At 68.4% G+C, this 25,030-nt stretch carries 22 protein-coding genes; 8 read left to right on the top strand and 14 right to left on the bottom strand.

All coding sequences use genetic code 11. The features are described from left to right. The first annotated feature begins 92 nt into the window (after window positions 1–92). The 3 genes from EIK80_RS04700 (at window position 93) to EIK80_RS04710 (ending at window position 3,546) form a co-directional block, all read left to right on the top strand. Entirely contained in the window at window positions 93–626 is a 534-nt protein-coding gene (locus EIK80_RS04700) for a gamma carbonic anhydrase family protein (RefSeq protein ID WP_125155782.1), read from the top strand. A gap of 294 nt (window positions 627–920) precedes the next feature. Then, window positions 921–2,588 (top strand): choline dehydrogenase, encoded by a 1,668-nt coding sequence (locus EIK80_RS04705; protein ID WP_125155783.1) that lies wholly within the window; start codon window positions 921–923, stop codon window positions 2,586–2,588. Window positions 2,589–2,598: 10 nt separating this feature from the next. Continuing rightward, entirely contained in the window at window positions 2,599–3,546 is a 948-nt protein-coding gene (locus EIK80_RS04710; protein WP_125155784.1) for an aldo/keto reductase, read from the top strand. A gap of 9 nt (window positions 3,547–3,555) precedes the next feature. Here the strand turns inward: EIK80_RS04710 and EIK80_RS04715 are convergent, their stop codons facing one another. After that, window positions 3,556–4,101, bottom strand: coding sequence for a PAS domain-containing protein (locus EIK80_RS04715; RefSeq protein ID WP_125155785.1), 546 nt, complete (start codon window positions 4,099–4,101; stop codon window positions 3,556–3,558). Window positions 4,102–4,274: 173 nt separating this feature from the next. Here EIK80_RS04715 and EIK80_RS04720 point away from each other — a divergent pair, with 173 nt between their 5' ends. Next, complete coding sequence (locus tag EIK80_RS04720; protein ID WP_125155786.1) at window positions 4,275–5,201, top strand: hypothetical protein; 927 nt, start codon at window positions 4,275–4,277, stop codon at window positions 5,199–5,201. A 60-nt stretch (window positions 5,202–5,261) separates the two neighbouring features. Here the strand turns inward: EIK80_RS04720 and EIK80_RS04725 are convergent, their stop codons facing one another. From EIK80_RS04725 to EIK80_RS04760, 8 genes are all read right to left on the bottom strand, one after another. After that, on the bottom strand, window positions 5,262–8,210 hold the full coding sequence (locus EIK80_RS04725) for a pitrilysin family protein (protein WP_125155787.1): 2,949 nt from the start codon (window positions 8,208–8,210) through the stop codon (window positions 5,262–5,264). 122 nt (window positions 8,211–8,332) lie between these two features. Further along, a complete protein-coding gene (locus EIK80_RS04730) occupies window positions 8,333–9,424 on the bottom strand; it encodes a DUF2336 domain-containing protein (RefSeq protein WP_125155788.1) in 1,092 nt (363 codons plus the stop codon). Beyond that, window positions 9,424–10,059: a hypothetical protein gene (locus EIK80_RS04735; protein ID WP_125155789.1), complete on the bottom strand. Its 636-nt coding sequence runs from the start codon at window positions 10,057–10,059 to the stop codon at window positions 9,424–9,426. Before EIK80_RS04735 ends, EIK80_RS04730 begins: the two co-directional genes overlap by 1 nt. A gap of 60 nt (window positions 10,060–10,119) precedes the next feature. Continuing rightward, complete coding sequence (locus EIK80_RS04740) at window positions 10,120–10,878, bottom strand: ABC transporter permease (protein ID WP_125155790.1); 759 nt, start codon at window positions 10,876–10,878, stop codon at window positions 10,120–10,122. Continuing rightward, a complete protein-coding gene (locus tag EIK80_RS04745) occupies window positions 10,875–11,624 on the bottom strand; it encodes an ABC transporter ATP-binding protein (protein WP_125155791.1) in 750 nt (249 codons plus the stop codon). The genes EIK80_RS04740 and EIK80_RS04745 overlap by 4 nt, the downstream gene beginning before the upstream one ends. After that, window positions 11,621–12,631: an ABC transporter substrate-binding protein gene (locus tag EIK80_RS04750; protein ID WP_125155792.1), complete on the bottom strand. Its 1,011-nt coding sequence runs from the start codon at window positions 12,629–12,631 to the stop codon at window positions 11,621–11,623. The genes EIK80_RS04745 and EIK80_RS04750 overlap by 4 nt, the downstream gene beginning before the upstream one ends. Before the next feature lie 63 nt (window positions 12,632–12,694). Further along, the gene (locus EIK80_RS04755) at window positions 12,695–14,770 is read right to left on the bottom strand and encodes an MASE1 domain-containing protein (protein ID WP_125155793.1); all 2,076 of its coding nucleotides are present in this window, start codon (window positions 14,768–14,770) and stop codon (window positions 12,695–12,697) included. 345 nt (window positions 14,771–15,115) lie between these two features. After that, window positions 15,116–16,960, bottom strand: coding sequence for an ABC-F family ATP-binding cassette domain-containing protein (locus tag EIK80_RS04760; protein ID WP_125155794.1), 1,845 nt, complete (start codon window positions 16,958–16,960; stop codon window positions 15,116–15,118). 206 nt (window positions 16,961–17,166) lie between these two features. On the opposite strand from EIK80_RS04760, the gene EIK80_RS04765 reads away from it, so the two are divergent. Next, a complete protein-coding gene (locus EIK80_RS04765) occupies window positions 17,167–19,089 on the top strand; it encodes a PAS domain-containing hybrid sensor histidine kinase/response regulator (RefSeq protein WP_125155795.1) in 1,923 nt (640 codons plus the stop codon). Window positions 19,090–19,309: 220 nt separating this feature from the next. Beyond that, entirely contained in the window at window positions 19,310–19,885 is a 576-nt protein-coding gene (locus EIK80_RS04770) for a hypothetical protein (RefSeq protein WP_125155796.1), read from the top strand. 48 nt (window positions 19,886–19,933) lie between these two features. Here the strand turns inward: EIK80_RS04770 and hfaD are convergent, their stop codons facing one another. Genes hfaD through hfaA form a run of 3 tightly spaced genes read right to left on the bottom strand, consistent with a single transcriptional unit; the run spans window position 19,934 to window position 22,582 of the window. Next, window positions 19,934–21,193, bottom strand: a complete 1,260-nt coding sequence (hfaD, locus tag EIK80_RS04775) for a holdfast anchor protein HfaD (protein WP_125155797.1) — start codon at window positions 21,191–21,193, stop codon at window positions 19,934–19,936. Then, the gene (gene hfaB / locus EIK80_RS04780; protein WP_125155798.1) at window positions 21,111–22,124 is read right to left on the bottom strand and encodes a holdfast anchoring protein HfaB; all 1,014 of its coding nucleotides are present in this window, start codon (window positions 22,122–22,124) and stop codon (window positions 21,111–21,113) included. The genes hfaD and hfaB overlap by 83 nt, the downstream gene beginning before the upstream one ends. Further along, complete coding sequence (gene hfaA / locus EIK80_RS04785) at window positions 22,121–22,582, bottom strand: holdfast anchoring protein HfaA (protein ID WP_125155799.1); 462 nt, start codon at window positions 22,580–22,582, stop codon at window positions 22,121–22,123. Before hfaA ends, hfaB begins: the two co-directional genes overlap by 4 nt. Before the next feature lie 159 nt (window positions 22,583–22,741). Here hfaA and EIK80_RS04790 point away from each other — a divergent pair, with 159 nt between their 5' ends. Both EIK80_RS04790 and EIK80_RS04795 read left to right on the top strand, forming a co-directional pair. Further along, window positions 22,742–23,392 (top strand): rhomboid family intramembrane serine protease, encoded by a 651-nt coding sequence (locus EIK80_RS04790; RefSeq protein WP_125155800.1) that lies wholly within the window; start codon window positions 22,742–22,744, stop codon window positions 23,390–23,392. Window positions 23,393–23,449: 57 nt separating this feature from the next. Then, window positions 23,450–23,881 (top strand): CBS domain-containing protein, encoded by a 432-nt coding sequence (locus EIK80_RS04795; RefSeq protein ID WP_125155801.1) that lies wholly within the window; start codon window positions 23,450–23,452, stop codon window positions 23,879–23,881. A gap of 105 nt (window positions 23,882–23,986) precedes the next feature. On the opposite strand, the gene EIK80_RS04800 is transcribed toward EIK80_RS04795, so the two are convergent. Together EIK80_RS04800 and EIK80_RS26600 are read right to left on the bottom strand one after the other, a co-directional pair. Next, window positions 23,987–24,418 carry an Rrf2 family transcriptional regulator gene (locus tag EIK80_RS04800; protein WP_125155802.1) on the bottom strand — a complete coding sequence of 144 codons (432 nt, stop codon included), beginning with the start codon at window positions 24,416–24,418 and terminating at the stop codon, window positions 23,987–23,989. Between the two features lie 415 nt (window positions 24,419–24,833). Beyond that, window positions 24,834–25,030: hypothetical protein (locus tag EIK80_RS26600; protein WP_233586424.1), on the bottom strand; the 197-nt coding region annotated here is incomplete at its 5' end.

A 25,030-nucleotide genomic window follows, 5' to 3' on the forward strand; every position in this document is an offset into this window, starting at 1 on the left:
ATGTTCCCTCTCGAATCGCCCAACTACAATGCCGCATTATGGTTTCCGGGGGGTTAACCGGAAAATGGCGCGCAAGAAAACGAGGCATACGGATGACTGTCTATTCCCTGGGCGCCACGACGCCGACGCTTCCCCCGCAAGGCGAATACTGGATCGCCCCAACGGCCAGCGTGATGGGCAATGTGATTCTCAAGAAGAACGCCAGTATCTGGTGGGGCTCGGTGGTGCGCGGGGACAACGATCCCATCACGATCGGCGAGAACAGCAATGTCCAGGACGGCTCTGTTCTTCACACGGATGCTGGCGTTCCTCTGACCATCGGCGCCAACGTGACCATCGGTCACATGGTGATGCTGCACGGCTGCACGATCGGCGACGGCTCGCTGATCGGGATCGGGGCGGTGGTGCTGAACGGGGCCAGGATCGGGAAGAACTGCCTGATCGGCGCCGGCGCCCTGATCACCGAGGGCAAGGAGATCCCGGACAACTCGATGGTCATGGGGGCGCCGGGCAAGGTGGTGCGCGAGGTCAGCGAACACCACACCATGATCCTGCAGGGCTCGGCCCTCCACTATGTCGAGAACTGGAAGCGCTATGTCCGCGATCTGAAGGTGGTGGCCGAGTAGCCTGGAGAGGTCAGGGAGCGCCGCATGCTGCTTGGGGGATGCGATGCGGCGCTCCCCCTCCTCGCGCGGGTGAGCACGAGGAGGGCCCGCCGCGCGAAGTCCATCCGCGTGGCGAGACGGCGCGGGCGAGCCCGCCTCCGTTTCGACTTCAGGTAGTATGTAGCGCGGTTCGGGTTGAGGGGGAACGTATAACTCGCGTTTTCCCTTCACGACGTGAGGGAACCTTGCGCTGTGACCGATCCCGGATCACTCTCTGGCTTAACAATGATAACCTTCCAGGGAGGGCGTCGGGGCATGGCCAGCGAACGCTATGATTACGTCATCATCGGCGCCGGCTCGGCCGGCTGCGTGCTCGCGGCGCGTCTGACCGAGGACCCCGGCGTCAAGGTCCTGCTGTTGGAGGCCGGCGGCAAGAACACCTCCATCCTGGTCAAGATGCCGGCCGGCGTGGGCGAGCTGATCAAGGCCAAGGGTGAGCAGAACTGGGGCTTCTGGACCGAGGCCGAGCCCCATCTGGACAATCGCAAACTCTGGTGGCCGCGCGGCAAGGGCCTGGGCGGCAGCTCGGCCATCAACGGCATGATCTATATCCGCGGCCATGCGCGCGACTACGACCAGTGGCGGCAGATGGGCCTGTCGGGCTGGTCGTATGAAGAGGTGCTGCCTTACTTCAAGCGCTCTGAGACCCACCACGCCGGCGGCGACGCCTATCACGGCGACAAGGGGCCGCTGTATGTCTCGAAGGGCGAGAGCGACAGCCCCTTCTATTCGACCCTGATCGAGGCCGGCCGGCAGGCGGGCCACAAGACCACCAAGGACTTCAACGGCTTCCAGCAGGAGGGCTTCGGGCCCTACGACCTGACCATCCGCGACGGCCAGCGCTGGAGCGCGGCCATGGCCTATCTGAACCAGGCCCTGGCGCGTCCGAACCTGACCGTCGTGACCGAGGCCCGCACGACCCGGATCATCGTCGAGAAGGGTCGCGCGGTCGGAGTCGACTATGTGGTCGGCAAGGCCGCCGAGAAGAAGACCGCCCATGCCGACGCCGAGGTTCTGCTCAGCGCCGGCGCGGTGCAGTCGCCGCACATCCTGCAGCTGTCGGGCATCGGCGCGCCGGACGACCTGAAGGCTCACGGAATCGCCGTGGTCCATGAATCCAAGGGCGTCGGCGGCAACCTGCAGGACCACCTGGATGTCTGCGTCTCGTGGACGGCCAAGAACCTCAAGACCGCCTATTCGGCCAACAAGGGCCTGAACAAGCTGGGCGTCGGCCTCGGCTACATGTTCTTCGGCAAGGGTCTCGGGCGGCAGCAGTTTCTCGAGAGCGGCGCGTTCCTGAAGTCGCGACCCGACCTCGACCGCCCCGACCTGCAGATCCACGGCGTGCTGGCGATCATGCAGGATCACGGCAAGGTCGTGGTCGAGAAGGACGGCTTCACCCTGCACGTCTGCCAGCTGCGCCCCGAGAGCCGCGGCAAGATCGGGCTGCGCTCGGCCGATCCGTTCGACGATCCCACCATCCTGGCCAACTATCTGGCCACGGACGAAGACCGTCGGGCCATCCGCGAGGGCGTACGCATCGCCCGCGAGACGGTGGCCCAGGCCGCCTTCGATCCCTATCGTGACGCCGAGTACGCGCCGGGCGCGGATGTCCGCAGCGACGCCGACCTCGACGCCTGGATCCGCGCCAAGGCCGAGACGATCTACCACCCGGTCGGCACCTGCCGCATGGGCGTCGCCGGCGATCCTCTGGCGGTGGTCGACGACCAGCTGCGCGTGCAGGGCCTGCAAGGCCTGCGGGTCATCGACGCCTCGGTCATGCCGACCCTGGTCGGCGGCAACACCAACGCCCCGACCATCATGATCGCCGAGCGGGCGGCCGACCTGCTGCGGGGCAGGACCTTGCTCGCGCCGCTGGACGTTCCGGTGTTCGAGGACGGCCGCGCCGTGGCCGCCGAGTAGAGGAAGTCCCATGCGCCACCGTCCGCTCGGCCGCTCCGGCCTTTCGACCGCGCCGCTGGTGTTCGGCGGCAACGTGTTCGGCTGGACGGCGGACGAGGCGACCTCGCACCGGCTGCTGGACGCCTTCGTCGACGGCGGCTTCAACGCCGTCGACACGGCCGATGTCTATTCGGCCTGGGTCCCGGGCCACGAGGGCGGCGAGTCCGAGAGCGTGATCGGTCGCTGGCTGCAGGCGAGCGGCAAGCGCGACAAAGTGCTGATCCTGACCAAGGTGGCCATGTGGCCCAAGCAGCCGGGTCTGTCGGCCGCCAATATCGCGGCGGCGGTCGAAGGTTCGCTCAAGCGGCTGCGGACCGACTATATCGACCTCTACCAGTCCCATCAGGACGACGCCGGCACGGCGATCGATGAGACGCTGGAGGCCTTCGATCGCCTGGTGAAGGCGGGCAAGGTTCGGGCGGTCGGCGCCTCCAACTTCTCGGTCGAGCGCCTGCGGGGCAGTCTCGAGATCTCCAAGGCCAAGGGCCTGGCGCGCTACGAGACCCTTCAGCCAAAATTCAACCTGGTCGACCGCGAACAGGTCGAGGGCGCGATGGCCGAGCTGACCCAGGCGGAGGGCGTGGGCGTCATCCCGTACTACGGCCTCGGCGCCGGCTTTCTCAGTGGCAAGTACCGCGCCGAGGCCGACTTCGAAGGCAAGGCGCGGGGGCGGACGATCCTCCGCGACTACTGGAACGACAAGGGGCGGGCGGTGCTGGCGGCGCTGGATGACGCGGCGGCCGAGGTGGGCGCCTCCCAGGCCCAGATCGCCCTGGCCTGGATCACGGCCCATCCGGTGATCACCGCGCCGATCGCCAGCGCGACCTCGGTCGTGCAGCTGGACGAACTGATGGCGGCCGCCCGGCTGGAATTGCCGGGCGAGGTGTGGCGGAGGCTGGATGAAGCGGGCCGTCTCTAACCTTGGGGGTTAGGCGATCCGCCGCCCGTCTAGCGTCGCCAGCCGCAGACGCGGCATGTCCGCGTTGCCGTCGCCCAGCGGCTTGATCTCGCGAATGCCGAGCTCATGGGCGGGGCGGCCCATCAAGCGGGCCATCATGGCGATCGGCTGGTAGAGGCCCAGGAACCGGTCGGTTTCGCCCGAAGCGCCCTGAAGCGGCGCGAACAGCACCTCCATGCCCACGCTCGGCACGCCATGGGCGCGGATATCGGCGGTGACCACCACCGGCGTGCGGCGCTTGCGCGCGACGTCCAGGGCGCTCTTCAGTTCCAGTCTGTGGGCGAGAGCCCATAGCGACAGGGCGTCCTGGCCGCGCAGGTCGCGGGCGTGCAGCTCGGTGACGAAGCCGCCGGCCAGGCGGAACGGCAGCTTGCCGCCGTCGCGACCCAGCACGAACACCTGCGGCAGAAGCTCCAGGAATTCGCCCGGATTGATGTCGGCGCGGCGGGGCAGGGCGGATTCACCCTTTTTGTCTCGCCAATAGTCTATCAACCGTTCCGTGCTTGGATGGAACATCGTCGTCCCCTGGCGGGTCACTCACGGCTGTTTTCGGCCGCACGAGGCTTGCTGGGAGAACCGGGCCAAGGGCTCGACCGTCCCATTCTGGCGCAATCCAGGCGGAGCGGCGGGTCCGGCCCGATTCTTGCTTAACCAAAAGCGGAACGACCCGATGTGAAGGGAACCGCCCGATGAAGGCGCCGAAACTGAACCTGCGCGGACTGCTGATCGGCCTGAGCGTGCTGCTTGGCGGCGTGACGATCGGCGGCATCGCGATGGCGTGCACCACGGGCTGTCCGCCGCCGCCGACCTGCTGCTCTCCGCCGCCGGCTCCGCCCAAGCCGCCCGCGCCGCCGACCGGCTGCTGCGGCGGGGGCGGTCACCACGTCAATATTCCCGGCGTCAATGTGAACATCGGCGCGACAGTGATCGTGAACGCCAACTCCAGCGCCTCGGCGGTGGCCAATTCGGGCGCCAGCTCGGGGGCCGGCGCCGGCTCCCTGGCCGGCTCGGCCGCAGGCACGGTGAACTATTATGGCGGCGGCGGTCACGGCGGTTACTATTCCGGCCCGATGGCCAGCGGCTACATCCAGGGCCTGAACGTCGAGGGGGGCGAAGCCCGCCGTCGCCAGGCCTATGAAGCCACCCGCACCCGGACGCGCCGCGTGATCATCCGCGCCGTCTGCCTGGACGACCGCGACATCCCGCACCCGGCCTCACAGGTCACCCCCGATCGCGACATCGACGACAGCTACAATGGCGAGCTCTATCGCTGCATCGCCGGCTCGCGCATGCAGTACGTGATCGCCGACTATACGGGTCAGATCGATATCTCGACCGGCGGCGCCGGCCAGACCTTCATCTGCCAGAAGAACGAGGCGCTGTATCACGTCCCGGGCGCGGCCCAGGGGCAGGCCAGCATCTCGTGCCGCCCGCAGGCGCCGGCCCGCGACTGCAACGAACGCTCGCTGCTGCGCCGCTTCGGCGCCGGGGTGAAGATCCTGACGATCATCACCACCGAGACCTACACCGCCTACCGCGAGGAAACGGTGCAGGAGCGCCAGACCCTGACGACCAGCTTCAGCCTGGATGGCGGGGTTGGCGGGGTGGTGTACTAGGCCGCTCGCGAGCCAGAACGGAAAAGGCCCTCCCGCTCGGGAGGGCCTTTTTGTTGGTCCCTACTTCGCCGCCGCGGCGCCGGCTTCCGGCTTGACCAGCAGCAGCCACGACTGGTCGTCGCCGAGATAGGTCCTGGCGGCCTTCTGCACGTCGGCCGGGGTGACGTGGGACAGGCCCGCCAGCACCGAGCGGGTGGCGTCCAGCAGGCGCGGGTCTTCCTGAGCGCCCGAGAGCGCGCCGACCCAGTACTCGTTGGTCACGCGAGCCTTCTCGATCTGGTCGATACGCGGCTTCTTGGCCCGCTCCAGTTCGTCGGGGCTGACCGGCTTGTCGCGCAGGTCGGCCGCGATCTTGCGGATCGAGGCCACCACGCTGTCCAGCTTCTCGGGCGGAACCTCCAGGCTGACGGCCAGATAGCCCCAGTTCTTGAAGGTGACATTGGCCGTGGCCGAGGCGTTGGGCGAGTAGGTCGCGCCCTGTTTCTCGCGCAGTTCGTCGATCAGCCGCAGTTGCATGACCTGACTGAGGATGGAGACGTCGCGCGAGCGCTGCAGGTTCGAGAACAGGTCGTCCGTACGCCAGACCATGAACAGGGCCGCCTGGTCGGGACGGCCCTTGTGGGTGCGGATCACCGGTTCGGCCGACGGCGCGGGGAAGGGCGCCTTGTCCGCCCCGGCCAGCGGCGGCTCGCCCGGACGCTTGGGCAGGGCGCCAAAGGTGTCGGCGACGGCGGTGATGGCCTTGTCGACCGTGGTGTCGCCAACGATGACGATCTCCAGGTCGCCCTGGGCCAACGGGTTGGCGACGGTGGCCTTCAGTTGCTCCAGCGACGCGCTGGCGATCTGTTCGCGGGAGGGGAAGGTCCAGCGCTTGTCGCCGCCGTGCATCAGCCCGCCCAGGTCGCGGCTGAGGACGCCGCCCGTGGTGCTTTCCAGCTGATCGTGGATCGTGCCGTAGGCGGTCTTGACGCGGCTGAAGGCTTCAGGGCGCCAGCCGGGCTCGGCGGCGTAGGCCGCCAGCACCTGCAGCTCGGTCGCCAGGTCCTCGGGCCGCGTGCGGCCGCTCAGCGAGAAGGCGTCGTCCTCGACGCCCAGCGAGGCGTTCCAGATCTTGCCGGTCAGCACGCGTTCCATGTCCGAGGCGCTGATCTGCTTGAGGCCGCCCTCGATGAAGGCGCTGGCCGACCAGAGCGGGCTCTGGGCGTCGGACGGCATGTCCAGCAGGCCATGGCCGGCGCGGACCTTTACCACGATCTGGTCGTCGCGGAACTTGGTCGGCTTCACCGTCAGGCGCACGCCGTTCTCGAAGCGCACGAAGACGGCGTCCAGATCGGTGACGTCCTTCTGCTCGACGACCTTGCCGCTGGGGCCGAAGCTGGAATAGGGCCAGAGGCTGACGCCGGGCGCGGCCGGCGGGGTTACGGGCTGGCTCTTCAGCTCGTCATAGGCCTTGAGGATCGTCGGTTCGCCGCCGTCGATATTGCCGGGCGCGGCGATGACGATCAGCGGACCCGAGCCGACGAAGGCGCTCTTCAGCACGGCATTGACCCGCTCGGCGGTCAGGCCCTTCACCAGCTCGTCGAAGAAGGCCAGGTTCTGGCTGGGAGAGGTGATGACCTCGGCGTCGCCCAGAGTGTTGAGCAGCTGGTTGGCCAGGGCGGGCGTGCGCTGGGTGGCCTCGCCGGCCGCGGCGGCGACCAGGCTGGCGCGCAAGGTGGCGATCTCGCGGTCCAGCTCGTCCTGGCGTACGCCGTACTGCACGGCGCGACGCTGCTCGGCGTCGAGCGCGCTCATCGCCTCGCGCCAACGATTGGGCTGGGCGGTGGCGCCAAGGGTCGTCACCCGCACCGCGCCGTACTGGTCGCCCTTGAAGGCGCCGCCGGCGATGAACGGCGGCTCGGCCGAGCGCCCGACGGCCTGCAGGCGTCGATTGATCACCGCGAAAGCCAGGTTCTCGATCATGTCGCGCTCGTCGAGCGCCTTGGTTTCGATCAGGCCGTCTGGCTTGCGCATCCAGGTCATCTGCACCGACCAGGGCGCGCCGGTCTCGACGATCAGCTTGGCGGTCGGGCCGCGCTTGGCCACCGCGCCGATGTCGGGGTTCTTGCCGGGCTGTCCCTTGCCGACCCAGTCGCCGAACTTGGCCTTGATCTTGGCTTCCATGGCGTCGACGTCGAAGTCGCCGACCGCCACCAGCACAGCCCGCTCTGGACGATAATAGGCCTCGTAGAAGTCGCGGATGCGCTGGGCCGGAGCGGTCTTCAGGATCTCGGTCTTGCCGATCGGGATCCGCTTGGGCGGCAGCTGGCCTTCCATCTGCGCCGACAGGGTGGCGATGGCGACGCGATAGCCGGGCGTATTGCGATTGCGCTGTTCCGACAGCACCACGCCCCGCTCCCGATCGACCGCGTCGGGGGCGATGGTCAGCTCGCCGGCGGCCTCGCGCAGCAGCATCAGCGAGGTGTCGACCGTTTCGTCATCGGCCTTGGGCAGGTCCAGCTGATAGGCGGTCTCGTCGAAGTTGGTCTGGGCGTTGGTGTCGGCGCCGAAGGCCAGGCCATGGCGCTCCAGGATCTTGACCATGTCGCCCTCGGGCACGTTCTTCGAACCGTTGAACGCCATGTGCTCCAGGAAGTGGGCCAGGCCCTGCTGGTCGTCGGCCTCCATCATCGAGCCGGCGTCGAACCACAGGCGCACCGAGGCCTGGCCGGGCGGAGTGGCGTTCTTGCGGATGGCGTAGCGCATGCCGTTCGGCAGCGCGCCGAAGCGCCAGGACGGATCGGGCGCGACGTCGGACAGGGCCTGAGCCCACTGGCCCGGCTTCAGATCGCTGATCTTGGGGCCGGTCAGCGGCGGAGCCTCGGCGATCCTGGGCGCGGACGCGGCGGCGGCCGGCTTGTCGGCTCCGTCCTTGTTCATGAACGGGATGGAAGGCTTGGGAAGATGCGAGCAGGCGGCGAGCGAGAGGCCGGCGGCGGCGACGAGCGCCAAGCGCGAAGCGCTGATCATCGAGAATCCAGGGCAGGAGAAGAAGAGGGCGGCACCTTGGCCGTCGGACATGGCGCACGCAAGGCGCGCGAGCGGCCGGTTTTCGCCTTAATGCTCTAGGCGGAGTCGTGTGGGCGGCCGCCCTAAGCGGCGGCGACGTCGCCCGTGGTGCGGCGCAGGCGCCAGAAGCGGATCGTGCGCAGGGCCGACTCGCGGGGCAGGGCGGCGTAGAGCTCGCCGTACGACTTAGCTTTCAGCATCACGTCGTCGGTCGGCTCGAGGATCAGCAGGGCGAAGGTCAGGAACAGCGAGCGGTCGAAGTCTGCCGCCTTGCAGATCACCGACAGGGCGTCCATCTCGCGCCGCTCCAGGATCTTGCGGGCGGTGTGGAAGTCGACGTCGGCCATGTCCGCCAAGGCCACCAGGAACAGGGTCGTGCGCTTGGCCCGCAGCATGTTGGCCAGGATCTGCGGCGAAATCTGCGCCTTGGCCCGCAGGGTGCGGAATTCCTTCTCGGCTTCGGCGAAGTCGGCCGGCAGGGCGCCGTCCTCGACCGCGACGCGCTTGCGGCCAGCCGTCAGGGCGGCTTCCAGCATGGCGGGATCGACGCCGGCGTTCTTTTCCATGATCCGGTCGCGCAGGCGCGCCTCGACCATGAAGTACATCTCGTTCAGCAGGTCGACCGGCAGGCTGTTGCGGTCGATGACCGCCTCGTGCAGCGACGGGTTGGCGGCGGCGCGGTCGACGACGGTCTCGTGCGCCTCGCGCGACAGCACCGCGCCCTCGTTGCGCAGCAGGACGCCCAGGGTGTCGTCATCGCCGCGCGCGACGATGGCGTCCGACACCACGCTGGACACGCTGGGACGCTGCGAGATGGCCCGCAGGTGGTCCTGACCCTGGGTGCGGGCCACGTGCAGCAGGTCCTCGTCGGTCAGGGCGCTGGAGTTGCGCAGGATCGGAGCGGCGACGGCGATCGAATCCGAGGCCAGGGCGCGCGACAGGCCGCGCGGCGGGGCCGGAGCTTCGCCGAGGCGCTGAGCCAGCTCGACCTTGACCGCCTCTTCCATCTCGCCGGCCAGCTGGCTCATGACGTCGTCGAACAGGCTCATCTCGACGGCGTTGTGGCCCTCGCCGGCGAAGAACATGTCCGTGACGCCGCGCAGCAGCTCCCTGCGCTTGACGCTCGAGGGCTCGTTGGCGAGCGTGATCAGGTCGTGGAGGCGGGACGACTGCATTACTGGCTGTTGTCCTTCTCGGGCTTGGCCGACCAATCGCCGGCGCCGTCTTCGCGTGGCTTGTCCTCGTCTAGCGCCGGCGGAGCGGTGATCAGGACCATGCGCGGCGGACCGGCGGCGGGGATGGGGTCGGGGGCCATGCCGAACTGGCGGCCGACGGAATAGGTGCGGGCGCCGATCTGGCCGTCGCGGAATTGCGGCGCGGGTTGAGTCTGGCCAGGCGCGGTCGGCGCTGCATAGGCGACCGGAACCGGCGCGGCGCGGGGCGCGGGCGCGTCATAGATGTTCTGCGGCAGGGCGGCGCCGGGGGCTTGCGGAGCCTGGGGCGGCTGATAGGCGGCGCGCGCCGTCGGCGGACGCTGAGCCTGCGGCGCTTGAGGCGCCTGGCGAGCCCACCAGGGCTGAACCTGGGCGGCGGTCTGAGCCTGAGGGGCGACGATCTCGCGCTTGCCGCTCCAGCCCAGGGCGCGGCCGCCATAGGTCGAGCCGGTGTAGCCAGGCGCCCGGCCGTTCACCGGCGTGGGCGCGCGCTCGGGGGCGGGACCATAGCGGCTTTCCTTGCCAGTCTCCGCATACGCGCTCGCGCACGCCAGAGGGGCGCAGGCGAGGGCGGCGATGAGGAGGGCGGCGCGCATGGACCGGTCCGAAAGACGTCTATCGAACACCTGTCGTAAGTCGTGTCGCTTAATCTTGGGCTAACGCCCGCGCCAGGCGTTCAGAAGCCGACGCTCGATCGCCTCCATCACCGCGTTCAGGACGACGCCCAGTACGGCCAGCGACGCCAGAGCGGCGAAGACCTTGGCCGTCTGCAGCCGATTATAGGCCTCCAGGATCCGCCAGGCGAGGCCCTGGGCCCCGCCGGAGCCGGCCACGAACTCGGCCACGACGGCGCCGATGATGGCCAGGCCGGCCGCGACCTTATGACCTTCCAGCAAGGCCGGTACGGCCGACGGCAGGCGCAGGCGGACTAGGCGCTGCCAGGGCGAGGCGCCATAGAGGTCGAACAGGCGGGCCAGGTCGGGATCGACCGCCTTGAGCCCCGCCAGGACGCCGGAGAAGATCGGGAAGAAGGCGACCACGGCGGCCAGGCCGATCACCGCGCGCTCGGGATGGTCGATACCGGCCCAGATGGTCACCAGCGGCGCGATGGCCACCAGTGGCGTCACCTGCAGGGTGACCGCGATCGGCCGGACGGCGTCTTCAAGCAGGCTGTTCAGGCTGACCGCCAGGGCCAGGGCGCAGGCGACCAGACTGGCGATGACCAGGGCCAGCAGGGCGGTGGATAGCGTCGCCCAGGCGGAACCCAGCAGCAGCGGCCAGGACTCGGCGAAGGCGTGGGCGATGGCGCTGGGCGTGGGCAGCAGGTAGGGCGGCACGGCCAGGGCGCGGCAGGCGATCTCCCAGCCGCCCAGCAGGACGGCGATCAGGATCGCGGGGGCGAGGACGCGCTTCACGCCGCGCGCTCCGTCGCTTGCGCCAGCAGGGTCGAGACGGCTTCGGCCGCGGCGCGGAACGCCTCGGTGGTGCGGAAACCGGGCGGACGGACGACAGGGCCGTCGATGGCGATCTCGCCGGCGATGCGGCCGGGGCCGGGGGTCATGACCACGACGCGGCGCGCCATGTAGACGGCTTCCTCGACATTGTGGGTCACGAAGACGACGGCGGGCTTCAGCTCGGCGGCCAGGGCCAGCACGTCGTCGGCCAGGGCTCGGCGGGTGATCTCGTCAAGGGCGGCGAAGGGCTCGTCCAGCAGCAGCAGGCGCGGACGGGTGACCAGGGCGCGGGCCAGCGACGCGCGCATGGCCATGCCGCCGGACAGCTGGGCGGGACGGGCGGCGAGCGCGGCGCCCAGGCCGACCTGGTCCAGCGCGCCCTCGGCGGCGACGCGGGCGGCGGCCTTGTTCATCCCGGCCAGCTCCAGCGGCAGGGCGACATTGTCCCGCGCCGACAGCCACGGCGCCAGGGTGTGCGACTGGAAGACGACCGAGGTTTCACCCTTGCCGGCGGCGCGGGTCACGGTTCCGCGCGTCGGCGCCTCGAGACCCGCCAGCAGCCGCAGGGCGGTGGACTTGCCGCAGCCGGACGGTCCGACCAGGGCGACGATCTCGCCGGCTGCGAGCGCCAGGTCGAGCGGTCCCAGGGCGCGGCCCCGCGCATAGTCGACCTCGGCGCCGGAAAGGCGGGCGACCGGATCGCTCATTGGCCCTTGGGCAGGAATTGCAGCGTGTAGGCCTTCTTGAAGTGCCCGTCCTTCGGATAGACGCCCTGCGCCATGGCGTCCTTGAAGAACGCGCTCCACCGCTCGTCGGTCATCAGGCCTATGTCGCCTTGACCATTGTTGGCGCTGATCACGCCGTACGACCGCATCTTGTCGCGGGCCTGGTCGAGGACGTCCTGGGTCATCTCCGGATTGTCCTTCAGGATCGCCGCGTCGCCCGGCTTGGGATCGCCGTAGAGGTAGGACTTCCAGCCCGCCGCCGTGGCCTCGACGAAGGCCCGCACGGCCGCCGGGTTGCTGGCGATCAGGCTGTCATTGACCAGGGCCATCGAGCCGTAGGCCGGATAGCCGCTGTCGGCCAGCAGGAAGACCTTGGGTTTGACCTTGCCTTCCTTCTCGATGAGGTAGGGCTCGCTGGTCACATAGCCCTGCTGGACCACGCGCTTGTCGGCCAGGAATGGCGCGGTGGAATAGTTGTACTTGCGGACCTGGTCGTCGGTGAAGCCGTACTTGGCCTTCAGCCAGGCCCAGTAGCCGGTGATCGAGGCGTCGGACAGCAGGACCGGATGGCCCTTGATGTCGGCGATGCTGTTCACGCCCTGGTCGGGGTGGGCGATCAGCGACCACGGGTCCTTCTGCATGAAGGCCGCCACCGCCTTCACCGGCGCGTTCTCCTTGATCAGGTTCATGACCACGTAGCTGTTGGAGCCGACGCCGACGTCGACCGCGCCGGTGGCCAGGAGCTGGGGCACGTTCACCGCCGGGCCGCCCTGGATCAGGGTCACGTCTAGACCGCGCTTCTTGTATTCGCCGGTCGCCAGGGCCTGGTAGTAGCCGCCGAGCTCGGCCTCGGCCCGCCAGTCGGTGGCCAGCTTCAGCTTGGTCTCGCCGGCCGGGGCGGCCGTCTCCTTGCTGGCTGGCGAACAGGCGGCGAGCAGGGCCATCAGGCCCAGGGCGGCCCCCGTGACGACAAAGGCGCGGCGCTGCATCGGAAAGGTCTCCCCCGGTTTCGGAGGCAAGTTAAGCAGCCGCGGCGCGCGCCGCTAGCCCGGTTAAGTCTCCGCCGCCGCCTTGTGGTTCAGCCAGCGCTCGACCTTGGCGTACAGAACCTCGCGCTGGATCGGCTTGGCGATGTGGTCGACCATGCCGGCGGCGTAGCAGCGCTCGACCTGGCGGGGCAGGGCGTCGGCGCTCATGGCGATGATCGGGGCCTTGCCCGCGCGTCCCGGCAGCGCCTTGATCGCCCGCGTCGCCTGCAGTCCGTCCATCTGCGGCATATGGATGTCCATCAGGATGATGTCGTAGTCGCCGGCTTCGACGCGTTCGACGGCCTGCTTGCCGTTCTCGGCGACGTCGACCTCGAAGCCGACCATGGTCAGCAGGGCCGCGCCGATCTCCAGATTGATCGGGTGGTCGTCGACGATCAGGATCTTGGCTGCGCCCGGCGTCGAGGTCTTGGGCCGCTCGGGTACGGCGATCGGCTCAGCGGTCGGGGCCAGGAGCTCGATCCAGAAACACGAGCCGCGGCCCGGCACGCTGTCGACGCCGATCTTGCCGCCCATCACGTCCACGAGCGCCCGGCAGATGGCCAGGCCCAGGCCAGCCCCGCCATGCAGCCGGCTCATCGAGCTGTCGGCCTGGGAGAAGCGCTGGAACAGCAGCGCCTGCTTGTCCAGGTCGATGCCGACGCCGGTGTCGATGATCTCGAAGCGCAGGCGGTCCTCGAGGTCGCCGGGCTCGACGATCAGGCGCGCGTCGATGCGGCCCTCGTCGGTGAACTTCACCGCGTTGTTCAGGAGGTTGATCAGCACCTGGCGCAGACGGTCGGCGTCCAGGTCGTGCAGGGCCTCGACCGGGTCGATGATCTCCAGGTCCAGGGTCAAGCCCTTGGCGCGGGCCTCGGGCGCCATGATCGCCACGGTGTCGCGCATCAGGCCAGCGGCCGAGGTCGGCTGGGGCATGAGTTCGATCTGGCCCGCCTCGACCCGCGAGAAGTCGAGGATGTCATTGACCACCGTCAGCAGGGCCGCGCCGGCGCTGTCGATCAGGTTGACCTGCCGACGGGCGTCAGGCGGCAGGTCGTCGCGCGCCGCCAGCAGCTGGGCGAAGCCGAGCACGCTGTTCAACGGCGTCCGGATCTCGTGGCTCATGGTGGCCAGGAACTCGGTCTTGGCCTCGGTGGCGGCCAGGGCCCGGGCGCGGGCGGCGCGGGTCAGCTGCTCGCGGCGCAGCAGCAGCCGCTTGAGCCGGTCCTGCTGAGCCAGGGCCAGGCCGGCCGCCAGACAGGTGTAGAACAGCACCAGGATGAAAACCTGGATGGTCCGCGCCTGAGCGGTGGGGCCAAGGACCGCGTTGAAGCGCGGGGAGGCGCCGGCCATCGCGATGGGCAGGACAATCACCGCCACGATCAGCGCGGCCATGGCCGCGCCGCGCGCGCCCAGGCGATAGGCGGCGATCAGGGCGACCGGGAAGATCAGGAACGGCGGCAGGCCCGAAGCCGGATGGGCGCACAGCAGGGTGATCGCGCCGACGCCGAACATCAGCGCCAGGCGCTCGCGCCAGGTCCGATGGAACGAGCGGCGGTGCTCGGCGTCGATCAGAACCAGGGTCGCCGGCAGAGCGATCGCCAGACCCAGGGCGCCGCGCAGGAACCAGTCGACCAGCACGCTCCAGAAAGGGTCGCCGAAAGTCAGCGTGAGGAGCCCGGCGCAGAGAACGGAGAACCCGGCGGCGATCGGCGTGGTCACGGCCGGCAGCATGACCAGCGAGCGCAGGGTGCGGATGCGCGGCGGGCCGCCCCAGAGGCGCAGGAAGACGGCCTGGACGGCCAGGGCTTCCAGCGTGTCGACGCCGGTGTTGAACGCGGCGCGCGCGGGGCTGTCGCTCACCAGCAGGTCGAAGGCCAGGTGGAAGACGACGAAGATGGCGGTCAGGGCCCACCGCCGCGATCCCGCGAGGGTGAGCAAACCCGCGGCCAGCAGGGCGTTGGCGGGCCAGAAGGCGGCGACGCCCAGGATGGAGCGGCTCAGATAGTCACTGAACGCCAGGCTGGCGACGATGGCGACGGACAGCCCCAGCAACAGCGCGGTCTGCCGTTGTTGTTCCTGTTGGGCCAGCCTGTGCGGCATGCCGTCTACGCCTCCCCCAATGGACCCCTTGATCGGGCGTCGACGTCCGAACGGGTTCGGGGACAACGCCGGCGTCGCCACGCTCTCGGAAGTGATCGCTAGGCGATCCCGGGAGCGACGACGTCACCATTCAATACGCTCGCCCAGGGCCCAGTTGCCGGCTTATCGCTGGATGTGTCGTTTCGCCGCAGCGCGCCTCGGCGACGTTGATACCGTAAGAGATTGTATTTCCAAGGTTGAGAGCGAGCATCGCTGAGAATGCATGGGCGCTCCGACAATTCAAGAGGTCGGCGGCGCTCTCGCGGTCGCACCGCCGTGAGCCCGTGGCGCGACGCGAAACCTGGATCAGCCGGCCAGGTTTTCCTTCTTCTCTTCCAGTTCCAGCCACTCCATCTCGGCCTGTTCCAGGTCGGCGCGCGCCTTGTCGAGGGCCTTCATGGTCTTGTCGAAGGTCGCCGGATCGCGGCTGTAGAGGTTCGGGTCGGCAAGGGTCTTCTCGAAGGCGGCTATGATCGCCGGGCTCTTGGCGATCAGGGCTTCGCACTCTTCGAGACGCCGTTGGTCCTTGAAGGTCAGCTTGCCGGCCTTCTTCGGCGGAGGCGCGGCGGCCGCCGGAGCGGGCGCGGCGGCCTTGGCCCCCCGGGCCACCGGCGTGAACGACGCGCCGACACTGGCCCCACGGGCTCCTTTGAAGAAGTCGGGGCTCTGGTCGATCAGGTCGGTCCAGCCGCCGGGGGTCTCCAGCACCTTGCCGTGACCGTTCATGGCGATGGTCGAGGTGGCGAGGCGATCGATGAAGTCACGGTCGTGGCTGACGAGGATCAGCGTGCCGTCGAAGTCGGCCAGCAGGTCCTCCAGCAGGTCCAGCGTGTCCATGTCCAGGTCGTTGGTCGGTTCGTCCAGCACCATCAGGTTGGTGGGATTGGCCAGGGCCCGGGCCAGCAGCAGGCGGTTGCGCTCGCCGCCCGACAGGCTGGTCACCGGCTGGCGCAGCTGGGCCTCGGTGAACAGGAAGTCCTTGGCGTAGCCGGCCACGTGCTTGGGCTGGCCGCGGACCAGGATGGAGTCGCCGCCGCCGGGGGTCAGGAAGTCCCACAGGGTGATCTTGTCCGACAGCGCCATGCGGCCCTGGTCGATGTAGGAAACCTCCAGATTGGTGCCCAGCTGCACCGTGCCGGCGTCGAGTTCGAGTTCGCCCAGCAGCAGGCGCACCAGCGTGGTCTTGCCCGCGCCGTTGGGGCCCACCAGAGCCACGCGGTCGCCGCGCATGATGCGGGTCGAGAAGTCCTCGACGATCACGCGGTCGCCGAACTTCTTGGTCAGGTGCTTGGCCTCGATCACCTTCTTGCCCGAAGTCGCGGCGCTCTCGACGGCCATGTACATCGAGCCGCGCTTGTCGCCCTGCAGGTCCTTCTTCTGGGCGCGCAGGTCCATCAGGGCGCGGCGGCGGCCTTCATTGCGGGCTCGGCGCCCCTGGACGCCGCGCGCCAGCCAGGCGTTCTCGCGTTCCAGCACCTTGTTGAGGCGGCGCTCTTCCTCGGCCTCGGCCGCCAGCACCTGCTCGCTCCAGATCTCGAACTCGGCGAAGCCCTTGTCCAGGCGGCGCACCTTGCGGTGCTCCAGCCAGTAGGTGCGCTGGGTGACCCGGTTCAGGAAGGCGCGATCGTGGCTGACGATCAGGGCGGCGCACTTCGAGTTGGCCAGCTCTTCTTCCAGGGTCTGGATCGCGAAGATGTCCAAGTGGTTGGTCGGCTCGTCCAGCAGCAGCACGTCAGGCTTCTCGGCGAACGCTCTCGCCAGCGCGGCGCGGCGCTTCTCGCCCCCCGACAGGCCTTGCGAGCTCTTCTCCGGATCCAGGCCGAAGTCCGCCAGGGCGGCCTGGGCCTCATAGTCCTCGGCGCCGCCGGCGGTGCAGTAGTCCAGCAGGGTGTCGCCGGTGATCTCCGGCTCCTGGCTGACGAAGATGATCTTGGCGCCTGGCTGCACGGCGCGCTCGCCGCTGTCGGGCTCGACGCCCTGGGCGGCCAGGATCTTCAGCAGCGTGGACTTGCCCGCGCCGTTGCGACCGACCAGGCAGGCGCGGACGCGCGGCTCCAGGGCCAGGTCGACGCCGTCGAACAGGGGCTTGGCGCCGTCGGCGAGACGAACGTCCTTGAGGGCGAGAACAGGCGCGCGGGTCGGGGAGGCCATGATCGTTCAATACTAAAGCGGCGGTATGTCGCGGAGGTCTGGGCCCTATAGCAGGCCGCGCGCCGAGGAAACGTCAAAATCGCGGGCCAGTCTGCGGGAGCCGAGCACGGAGCGCGGGTTGGCGGGGTGCGACAAATTTGCCCGTTAACGGCTCACCAAGCGCGGCCTGTTAGAGAAACCGAGCTTGAGGAGCATCAGTAATCGCCTTGAAGCCGAGCGCAGACAATATTGCTGCTTCTGATGTTCCCGCGCGTCTTGGTCTGGGCCTGGACGGCCTGCGACGGCCTGTCTGGGTGTTCGACGACGTCCGCAAGCGCAAGGTCTACGCCAACCGCGCGGCGGTCGCGCTGTGGGGCGCGGCCTCGCTGGACGAGCTCCTGGCGCGCGACTTCTCCGACCAGTCCCCCGCCGTGCGCGTGCGCATGGAGGACATCGCCAAGCGCATCGAAGGCGGCGGCGCCGTCGAGGAGCGCTGGACCTTCTATCCGAAGGGCCTGCCGGTCACGGTCCAGACCACGATCTCGCGCATCCTCTTGCCGGATGGCGGCCAGGCGCTCCTGTTCGAGGGCGCGACGGTCGCCCCGGAGGCCGACGAGCATCGCGCCATAGAGGCCCTGCGCCACACCAGCGCTCTGGTCTCGCTGTACGACGCCGACGGCTTTCGCATCTTCGGCAACCCCGCCGCCCTGGCCAGTTACCCGGGCGAGAACACCCGTTTCGCCGAGATCTTCGCCGATGGCGACGCTGGCGGCGCGTTGTGGGCCTCGACCCTGGGCGGCGAGACGATCGAGGGGGCCTATCGGGTGATCACCGCCCACGGCGAGCGCTGGCATGGTCTGGCCGCCCGCCGCACGCCCGACCCTGTAACCGGCGATCCCTGCATCCTGGTCAACGAGACCGACATCACCGAGGAGGTCGAGGCCCAGTCCGCCCTGGCCGACGCCCGCCAGCGGGCCGAGGCCGCCATGGCCGCGCGCCAGGACTTCCTGGCCAATATGAGCCACGAACTACGCACGCCGCTGACCAGCATCCTCGGCTTTACCGATCTGCTGGACGCTTCGGAGTTGGACGCCGAACAGCGCCGCCGCCTGGCGCGCATCCGCGATGCCGGGACCGTGTTGCTGGACACCCTGAACGACGTCCTCGACTTCTCGAAGCTGGAGGCCGGCGGGGTCAGTCTGGAGACCCGGCCGTTCGAGCTGCGCGCCCTGCTCGGCGCCACGGCTGGCATCTTCGAAGCCCAGGCTGGAGCCAAGGGGCTGGACCTCAAGCTCGACATCGATCCGTTCTGCCCCGCTTGGCTGGAGGGCGACGGCGATCGCCTGCGCCAGGTGCTGGTGAACTTCCTCGGCAACGCCGTCAAGTTCACCCAGGTCGGCTCCGTGGTGCTGAGCGCGGCGCGGCGCGAGGGCGCGCAGCCTGGCTTCGCCCGTCTGGAGCTTGCGGTGTCCGACACCGGCGTCGGCGTGCCCGAGGCGATGCTGGGCTTCGTTTTCGATCGGTTCGCCCAGGCTGGGCCCGAGGTATCGCGCAAGTTCGGCGGTACGGGCCTGGGCCTGGCGATCAGCAAGGAGATCGTCGAACTGATGGGCGGCCAGATCGGGGTCGACAGCATCGCCGGGGAGGGCGCGCGTTTCTGGTGCGTGCTGGACCTGCCGGTCGCCGTGGCCCCCGAAAGCCGCGAGCCCGAGGTCCCACAAGCGCCGTCGCGGCCGCTGAACCTGTTGGTCGCCGACGACAACGAGGCCAATCGCGAACTGATCGGCGCGCTCGTCCGCGCGATGGGCCACGCGGCCGACGTCGTCGCCGACGGCCACGCGGCGGTCGAGGCCGTGGCCTCCGGCGGCTACGATCTCGTGTTGATGGACGTGCAGATGCCGCGCATGGACGGTCTGGCCGCCACCCGGGCGATCCGGGCGATGCCGGGCGAGACGGGCCAGACCCCGATCATCGCCCTGACCGCCAATGTCCTGCCCGAGCAGATCGCCTTCTATCGCGCCAGCGGCATGGACGACCACGTCGGCAAGCCGATCAGCCCGCGAGAGCTGCTGCTGAAGATCTCCCTCTGGGGCGATGACCGCGGGCGGAAGCCGGCGGATGGGGCGACGCTGGACGGCGTTCGGGCCTGAGATCGGCCCCCGGACGCGCCGCGATGCGCGCCGGAACTCTCGGCTCGTTAGCATCGTTGATCGAACAAGGCGCGGCTATGGACGCGAAGCGCCCTTTCATCTCGAGCAAGGGGCTTCACGCCATGCGATCGATTCTTCTGATGCTGCTGGGGGTTCCTCTCCCCATCATTCTCCTCCTGGCCTTCTGCACCCACCATTTTTGAGCCGGAGGACTGTCGCCATGGCTTACGGAGCCGAACTTTCAACAGTCGACATCCCCGACGAGCACCAGTCGGCCGTCAGCTGGGATGCGATCTGGGCTGGCGCCGCAGCGACGGTCGCGCTGCTCTTCGTTCTCGTATCGCTGGGCGCAGGCCTGGGCCTGAAGATGGCGCCGCGCTGGCCCGCGGGCCTGGAGGCTGATGATTTCACGCCGGCGGTCGGCGCGGTCTTCGTCGCCTGTCAGGTCGTGGCGAGCATGCTGGGCGGGTATCTGACCGGACGGCTGCGAACCAAATGGCTGCACGTCCATGATCACGAGACCTATTTCCGCGATACGGCTCACGGTCTGCTGGCCTGGGCGACCAGCGTCGTTGGACTGCTGGTGCTGGGGGCGTTGACGGCTCAGGCCCCGGCCGCGTCGGTCGATGCGCTGGCGCCGGCCGAAGTGATCCGCGCCGGGCAGATCGGCGCGCAGATCTCCCTGTTCCTGGGCATCGGCGCCCTGACCAGCGCCTTCGCCGCCAGCGTCGCCGCCACGATCGGCGGCATGCGGCGCGACGACATGCACAGGCTGCACCGCGCCGCGAAGCCGTAAGGCTTGTCGCTGGGGCAGGGCGCGTGCGTTCCGCCTAGGTGAGGCGGCCTAGTATCCTGGCGAGGTCACGTTGAAGCTGGCGTTGTTGCCGATGGCGGTCGAGACGCCCGTCACCTGGCGGCCAGAATTGATCGTGGTGCTGGAGCTGGCGCCGATGTCGGCGCTGTTGGTCTGGTTGTTGGTCACGGTCATGCGGCCGTTGCACTTGGAGCAGGCGTAGCCGGTCACCGCATTGCCCATCGCCGTGGCGCTGGTCACCGTGTCGTAGCCGTCCTGGCCCTCGAAGCTGGCGATCGCCTCGACGCCGCCGCCGGTATTGGTCTGCAGGTTGTCCAGGGTCAGATCCGCGCCGACATTGTTGACCTGTGAGGAATTGCCGGCGGCGTAGGCGCTCGTCTGGGCCGCGCCGAACAGATACGAGGTCCCCTGCGCCTGGCCGCGCACGTACGAGGTGTTCCACTGGTTGGACGTGACGTCCGCCAGCGGACCCTCGTTCTGGACCGCCAGGTTGTTGCCGGTGGCCGTGGCCACCGTCGCCGACAGGTAGCTGTTGCCGTAAGCCGTGAACTTGCTGGCCTGGGTCACCTCGGCCGTGTTCGCCTGATCGGTGATGGCGCGGACGGCCGACTGGTTGCCGCCGCTGATATTGATGTTGTTGCCCGCGGTGGTCGCGGAGACCGCGCTGGTCCCCGAGACGTAGCCGACGTTCGCGCCGCCGTCAGCGAGGACATTGGCCGTGGTCGACTGGCTGATCCGCACTCCGGCCGAGCCGTTGTCCAGATTGACGCCCTGGCTGTTGCCCATGGCCAGGGTCGAGACGGTCAGGTCCTTGGCCGAGGCGTTGGCCGCCTCGACCTGGCCACGCGCGGTGACCGTGTCGGAATTGACCTGGACGACGCGGGCCGAGACCGTGCCGTTGGACGCGGAGAGGGCGCCGGAATTGCCGACCGCCGTGGTGCGCACCGCCGAGACCGCGCCGGCGTCGGCGCCGACATCCACCACGCCGTGGGCGTAGACCTTGCCCTGGTTTTCCTGGGTCGAGTCGGCCGAGGCGTCGGCGTTGGTCACGCCGATCGAGACGCCGTTGGCCTGGGCCGTCGTGCTGGCGGTGACGCCGTCGGACACCGTCTGGACGTTCAGCGTCTGCTCCGAGAAGAGCTCGCCGAGATTGATCTGGTTGTTGAGAACCGGGCTCGGCGAGGTCGTCTGGGCGTAAGCGGGCTGGCTAGTAACGACCGCGCTTAGAATCGCGAATATCGGGATCACGCTTCGCGTTCCAGCGAGACGGGTCGTCGCGGGTTTGCGCATTGTTCGTTCCCAGGTTGTCGTAGGCCGGAGTGAAGGCGCCGGTCTGGCCGACCGTGGCGTCGCCGAACGGGTCGTAGCGCAGGCAGCTTTGCGGGCCGGGCATGCCGTAGAGGTTGGCGCTCATCTCGACGGTGGCCCGCTCGATTAGGGCGCGCACCGCCAGCTGCATGGGCTCCAGCGCCCCGCGGCCGGCCGAGATGTCGAAGATGTTGCCGTTCAGGAAGTCGAAGATGCCGGCGCTGATCTCGCGGCCGACCACCTGCTTCTGGTACGAGATGACGTCCACCACCTCGAGCGTGCGGGTGTTCACCATGCGCAGGTCCAGCGCGATGTTCATGACGAAGACGCGGCGGCGGAAGTTGCCTTTCAGCCCGTCGGTGTCCTTGTCGCCGACATAGGCGTCCACGCCGGCCGAGCGGATGTTGTAGTTCAGCTCGGTGATGCCGCCGACCACGTAGAAGTCGGAGCCGGGCACCTGGCCGGCGATGATCTTGCGGTAGTCCGCCGGCGCGTCGGGCGCGGGGTTGGGACGGTCCGAGATCAGCTTGTTGTTGGCGTACTTCAGCTCGAACTCCGACACCGAGGTGTCGAAGCGCTCGACCATGGGCATGCCGGCCTTGGCGAAGGCTGAGAAGGCCATCAGCGAGGCGCCCTGCGTCACCTTGCGGCCAGAGCCGTCGGACTCTTCCTTGCCGGTGTAGTCGGCGATGCGGCCGATGGCGATGCGCGGCGCGGCCACGTGATTGGCGCGGGCGTACTGGTTCAGACAGACCAGGGCGGCCGAATAGTCGGTGGGATTGGCCGTGACCGGCGCGCTGCCGATCGGCTTGGCGTAGTTGCCGGCCGTCGAGGCCACGGGCACGCCGCCACAGCCGGTCAAAGCCGTCGCGCCCACTAGGGCCAGGACGAGACTCGTGCGTTTGAAGTTCATTGCGGAGTTCCCGCCTTCACCACGTTCGAGCCGGCGGTGACGTTGCCGTTGTTCACCTGGCTGGAATTGACGATGACCGTGTTGTTGTTGCCCTGGGTGATGACCGTCAGGTTGTTGCCGATCGCGGTAGAGCCGGCGTAGCCGCCCACGCCGCCGACGCCCGAATAGGCGTCCAGCGAGCCGGACGAACGGCTCGACGAGAACACGCTTTGGTCGGAACCCGTCAGCATGACGCCGTCGACGATCACCCGGTTGCCGTTGGCGTCGCGGGTCGAATACTCGACCATACGGTTTTCCTGGCCCGAGCTGCGGCCATAGCCGGCGTTGAACGAGGCCGAGTTGGTCGACATCGACTGCGCCGCGGCGACGCCGCCGAGACCTAGCGTGGGGATGCACAGCGTGAAGACGACGGCGGTGGCCGTCGCGACGCCCATGTTCTTTTTCCGATGCCAGGCCATGAAAGGCTCCGCGAACTGTCGACACGGCGCGGCAAGCAACACCCGTGCCAAAAAGGTACAGATCGACGTGTAGGCCCTAGGTCGAGAAAAAATGGTTAAGCGCGCGCCGGGGCGATGGGCGGTGGTTCGAATCGTCGTGAGGCGCCCTAGATAGATGCCATGAGCGAGCAGCGTTCCGAGCCGATCTTCAACGCGCCCTGGCCCGCCCTGCTGGCGGCGGCTTCGATCCTGGTCCCGCACATCCTGCTGTCGCGCGCCAGCGACGCGACCGTCGAGTCCCTGGCCCTGGTCCCGCGGGACTTCTGGAACGGTGTCTGGACGGGGCCCGTGACCATGATGTTCGTGCACGGCGGCTGGGTTCACGCCCTGATGAATAGCGCCTTCGCCCTGGCCTTTGGCGCTCCCGTGGCCCGGCTGGTGGGACTAAACGGCCGGGGAGGGGGAATCTTCTGCCTCTTCTATCTGGTGAGCGGCGCGCTGTCGGGCGTCGGCTACGCGGCGATCCATCCAGACAGCGCCAATGCGGTGATCGGCGCGTCCGGGGCGGTCTCGGCCCTGATGGGCGCGGCCGCCCGGATCATGGACTATCCGGGACGGGTCGGACCGATCCTGGGGCCTCGCGTCATCTCGCTGGGCCTGGGCTGGCTGATCGTCAATCTGGTGATGGCGGTTGCGGGCGGCCTGCTGACCATGGGGGCCGGCGCGGTGGCCTGGGAGGCGCACCTCGTCGGCTTTGTCGTCGGCGTCCTGCTGATCGGTCCGTTCGCCCGCTGGGCCGGCGTTCATCCCGAAAGTCCCGAAACCCATTGATCGCGCGGCCTCTTTGCGAGACCCTCCTTGCCTAGAAGAACATAAGGGAGAAGCGCGGTGCTGGTTTCTCAGATCCTGAAAGACAAGGGCGATCTCGTGTTCACGGCCTCTCCACAGGAGACCATCGGCGCGGCGGCCGCCTTGCTTCATACCAGACGTGTCGGGGCCATGGTGGTGGTCGACGGCGAGGAAGCGGTGGTTGGAATCCTTTCCGAACGGGACATCGTTCGGGCCATCGCCAAGGAAGGCGCCGGCGCGCTGACCAAGCCGGTCAGCGCCTGCATGAGCACCAGCGTGGTGTTCGCCCAACCGGACGAGACGATCGACGCCCTGCTCGAACGCATGACCGACCGTCGGATTCGACACCTGCCGGTGGTCAGGGGCGGGCGTTTGGCGGGGATCGTCTCGATCGGCGACCTCGTGAAATACAAGATCAACGAGGCCCAGGCCGAGGCCGAGGGTCTCAAGGCCTATATCGCCGCGGGCTGATAAGGCGGCGAACCCCCTGGCGGACGCGCTCCCGCGGAGCGTGACCCTGGCCGCTGGCGCGCGGCCGGGGTCACGCTCGCAGAGCTTCTCTATATATGACGGACGTCAGCCCTCGATCAGTTCGGCCCCGGCGCCCTGGACGGCGTCGGCGACGCTGTAACCTTCGAGCACGGCGGCCGTGGCGTCGCGGGCCCGCAACAGGGCTTCGCGCAGGGCGCAGGTGACGAGATCCCGGCAGTCCTCGCAACGGCGGAAGGCGGTGCGGCTGACGCAGGGCGCCAGGGCCAGGGGGCCGTCCACCAGGCGGATGATCTCCGCGAAGCTGATCTCCCCGGCCGGACGACCCAGCACATATCCCCCGAACTTGCCGCGCCGGCTGATCACCAGGCCCTCGCGCGAGAGAGATAGAAGGATGGCTTCCAGAAACTTGCGAGGGGCGTCGGCGCGCTGGGCCAGTTCGCCGGCGGTCACCTGGGCGTCCGCGCGGGCCAGTTCGATCATCGCGCGCAGGGCGTAGCGGGCCTTCTGGGACAACATGGACGCCGGGGACCTTTTACATGAAGCCTAGCGGGCGTGTCCGTGCGGGCGCGCTCTATAGAGTGCTCAGCCTTCTGAGCGAGGCCAGGCCGGCGCGCAAGCCTGGATGACGCCGTTCATGCACAGGGAATGGGAGGGTCTGGGGATGAATCCGCGATTCCGCGCTTGCCGGAGCGGGGCGTGGGCTCTAGAAGCCGCCCCTCGCTTCGGGGCCACGGCCCGCCGGACGAAACCTTGGCCTTTTGGACTTGCGTTTCTGAAAGCGGATCGTTAAGTTCCGCAGCCTCAATCGAATCTCTTCTGACTTACGGCGCTCCCAAGCGGCGCGCCTCGGTCACCTTTTGCGTTCTGAAATGGCTTCGGCCCTCAAGGAAACAAAAGTGAAAAGGACGGTTGACCCGGGAGTTCTGCTTCGTTAGAAGCCGCCCTCCCAGAAATACGAAGATGTTCGCAAGAGCTTCCAAGTATTTCGATCCGGAAAAGCTTCTATTTCTTTTCGAAATAATTGCTTGACTGGATTTGGTGGTTTCTTTAGAAGCTGCCGGCTCCGCTGGTGACCTTGGGGTTGGTTGGCGGGTTTGTCGGAAAGTTTTGAAAAAAACGATTTGACAC

Origin of the sequence: Caulobacter sp. 602-1 (assembly GCF_003931565.1) — a bacterium.
GTDB lineage: Bacteria > Pseudomonadota > Alphaproteobacteria > Caulobacterales > Caulobacteraceae > Caulobacter.

What these genes read in the sequence shown, in the direction of transcription:
- EIK80_RS04700 (WP_125155782.1), top strand. Translation starts at nt 93, where the DNA reads ATGACTGTCTATTCCCTGGGCGCCACGACGCCGACGCTTCCCCCGCAA.
- EIK80_RS04790 (WP_125155800.1), top strand. Translation starts at nt 22,742, where the DNA reads ATGAGCGAGCAGCGTTCCGAGCCGATCTTCAACGCGCCCTGGCCCGCC.
- EIK80_RS04730 (WP_125155788.1), bottom strand. Translation starts at nt 9,424, where the DNA reads ATGCAGTCGTCCCGCCTCCACGACCTGATCACGCTCGCCAACGAGCCC.
- EIK80_RS04770 (WP_125155796.1), top strand. Translation starts at nt 19,310, where the DNA reads ATGGCTTACGGAGCCGAACTTTCAACAGTCGACATCCCCGACGAGCAC.
- EIK80_RS04715 (WP_125155785.1), bottom strand. Translation starts at nt 4,101, where the DNA reads ATGTTCCATCCAAGCACGGAACGGTTGATAGACTATTGGCGAGACAAA.
- hfaB (WP_125155798.1), bottom strand. Translation starts at nt 22,124, where the DNA reads ATGAACTTCAAACGCACGAGTCTCGTCCTGGCCCTAGTGGGCGCGACG.
- EIK80_RS04725 (WP_125155787.1), bottom strand. Translation starts at nt 8,210, where the DNA reads ATGATCAGCGCTTCGCGCTTGGCGCTCGTCGCCGCCGCCGGCCTCTCG.
- EIK80_RS04760 (WP_125155794.1), bottom strand. Translation starts at nt 16,960, where the DNA reads ATGGCCTCCCCGACCCGCGCGCCTGTTCTCGCCCTCAAGGACGTTCGT.
- EIK80_RS04735 (WP_125155789.1), bottom strand. Translation starts at nt 10,059, where the DNA reads ATGCGCGCCGCCCTCCTCATCGCCGCCCTCGCCTGCGCCCCTCTGGCG.
- hfaA (WP_125155799.1), bottom strand. Translation starts at nt 22,582, where the DNA reads ATGGCCTGGCATCGGAAAAAGAACATGGGCGTCGCGACGGCCACCGCC.
- EIK80_RS04750 (WP_125155792.1), bottom strand. Translation starts at nt 12,631, where the DNA reads ATGCAGCGCCGCGCCTTTGTCGTCACGGGGGCCGCCCTGGGCCTGATG.
- EIK80_RS04710 (WP_125155784.1), top strand. Translation starts at nt 2,599, where the DNA reads ATGCGCCACCGTCCGCTCGGCCGCTCCGGCCTTTCGACCGCGCCGCTG.
- EIK80_RS04800 (WP_125155802.1), bottom strand. Translation starts at nt 24,418, where the DNA reads ATGTTGTCCCAGAAGGCCCGCTACGCCCTGCGCGCGATGATCGAACTG.
- EIK80_RS04705 (WP_125155783.1), top strand. Translation starts at nt 921, where the DNA reads ATGGCCAGCGAACGCTATGATTACGTCATCATCGGCGCCGGCTCGGCC.
- hfaD (WP_125155797.1), bottom strand. Translation starts at nt 21,193, where the DNA reads ATGCGCAAACCCGCGACGACCCGTCTCGCTGGAACGCGAAGCGTGATC.
- EIK80_RS04720 (WP_125155786.1), top strand. Translation starts at nt 4,275, where the DNA reads ATGAAGGCGCCGAAACTGAACCTGCGCGGACTGCTGATCGGCCTGAGC.
- EIK80_RS04755 (WP_125155793.1), bottom strand. Translation starts at nt 14,770, where the DNA reads ATGCCGCACAGGCTGGCCCAACAGGAACAACAACGGCAGACCGCGCTG.
- EIK80_RS04745 (WP_125155791.1), bottom strand. Translation starts at nt 11,624, where the DNA reads ATGAGCGATCCGGTCGCCCGCCTTTCCGGCGCCGAGGTCGACTATGCG.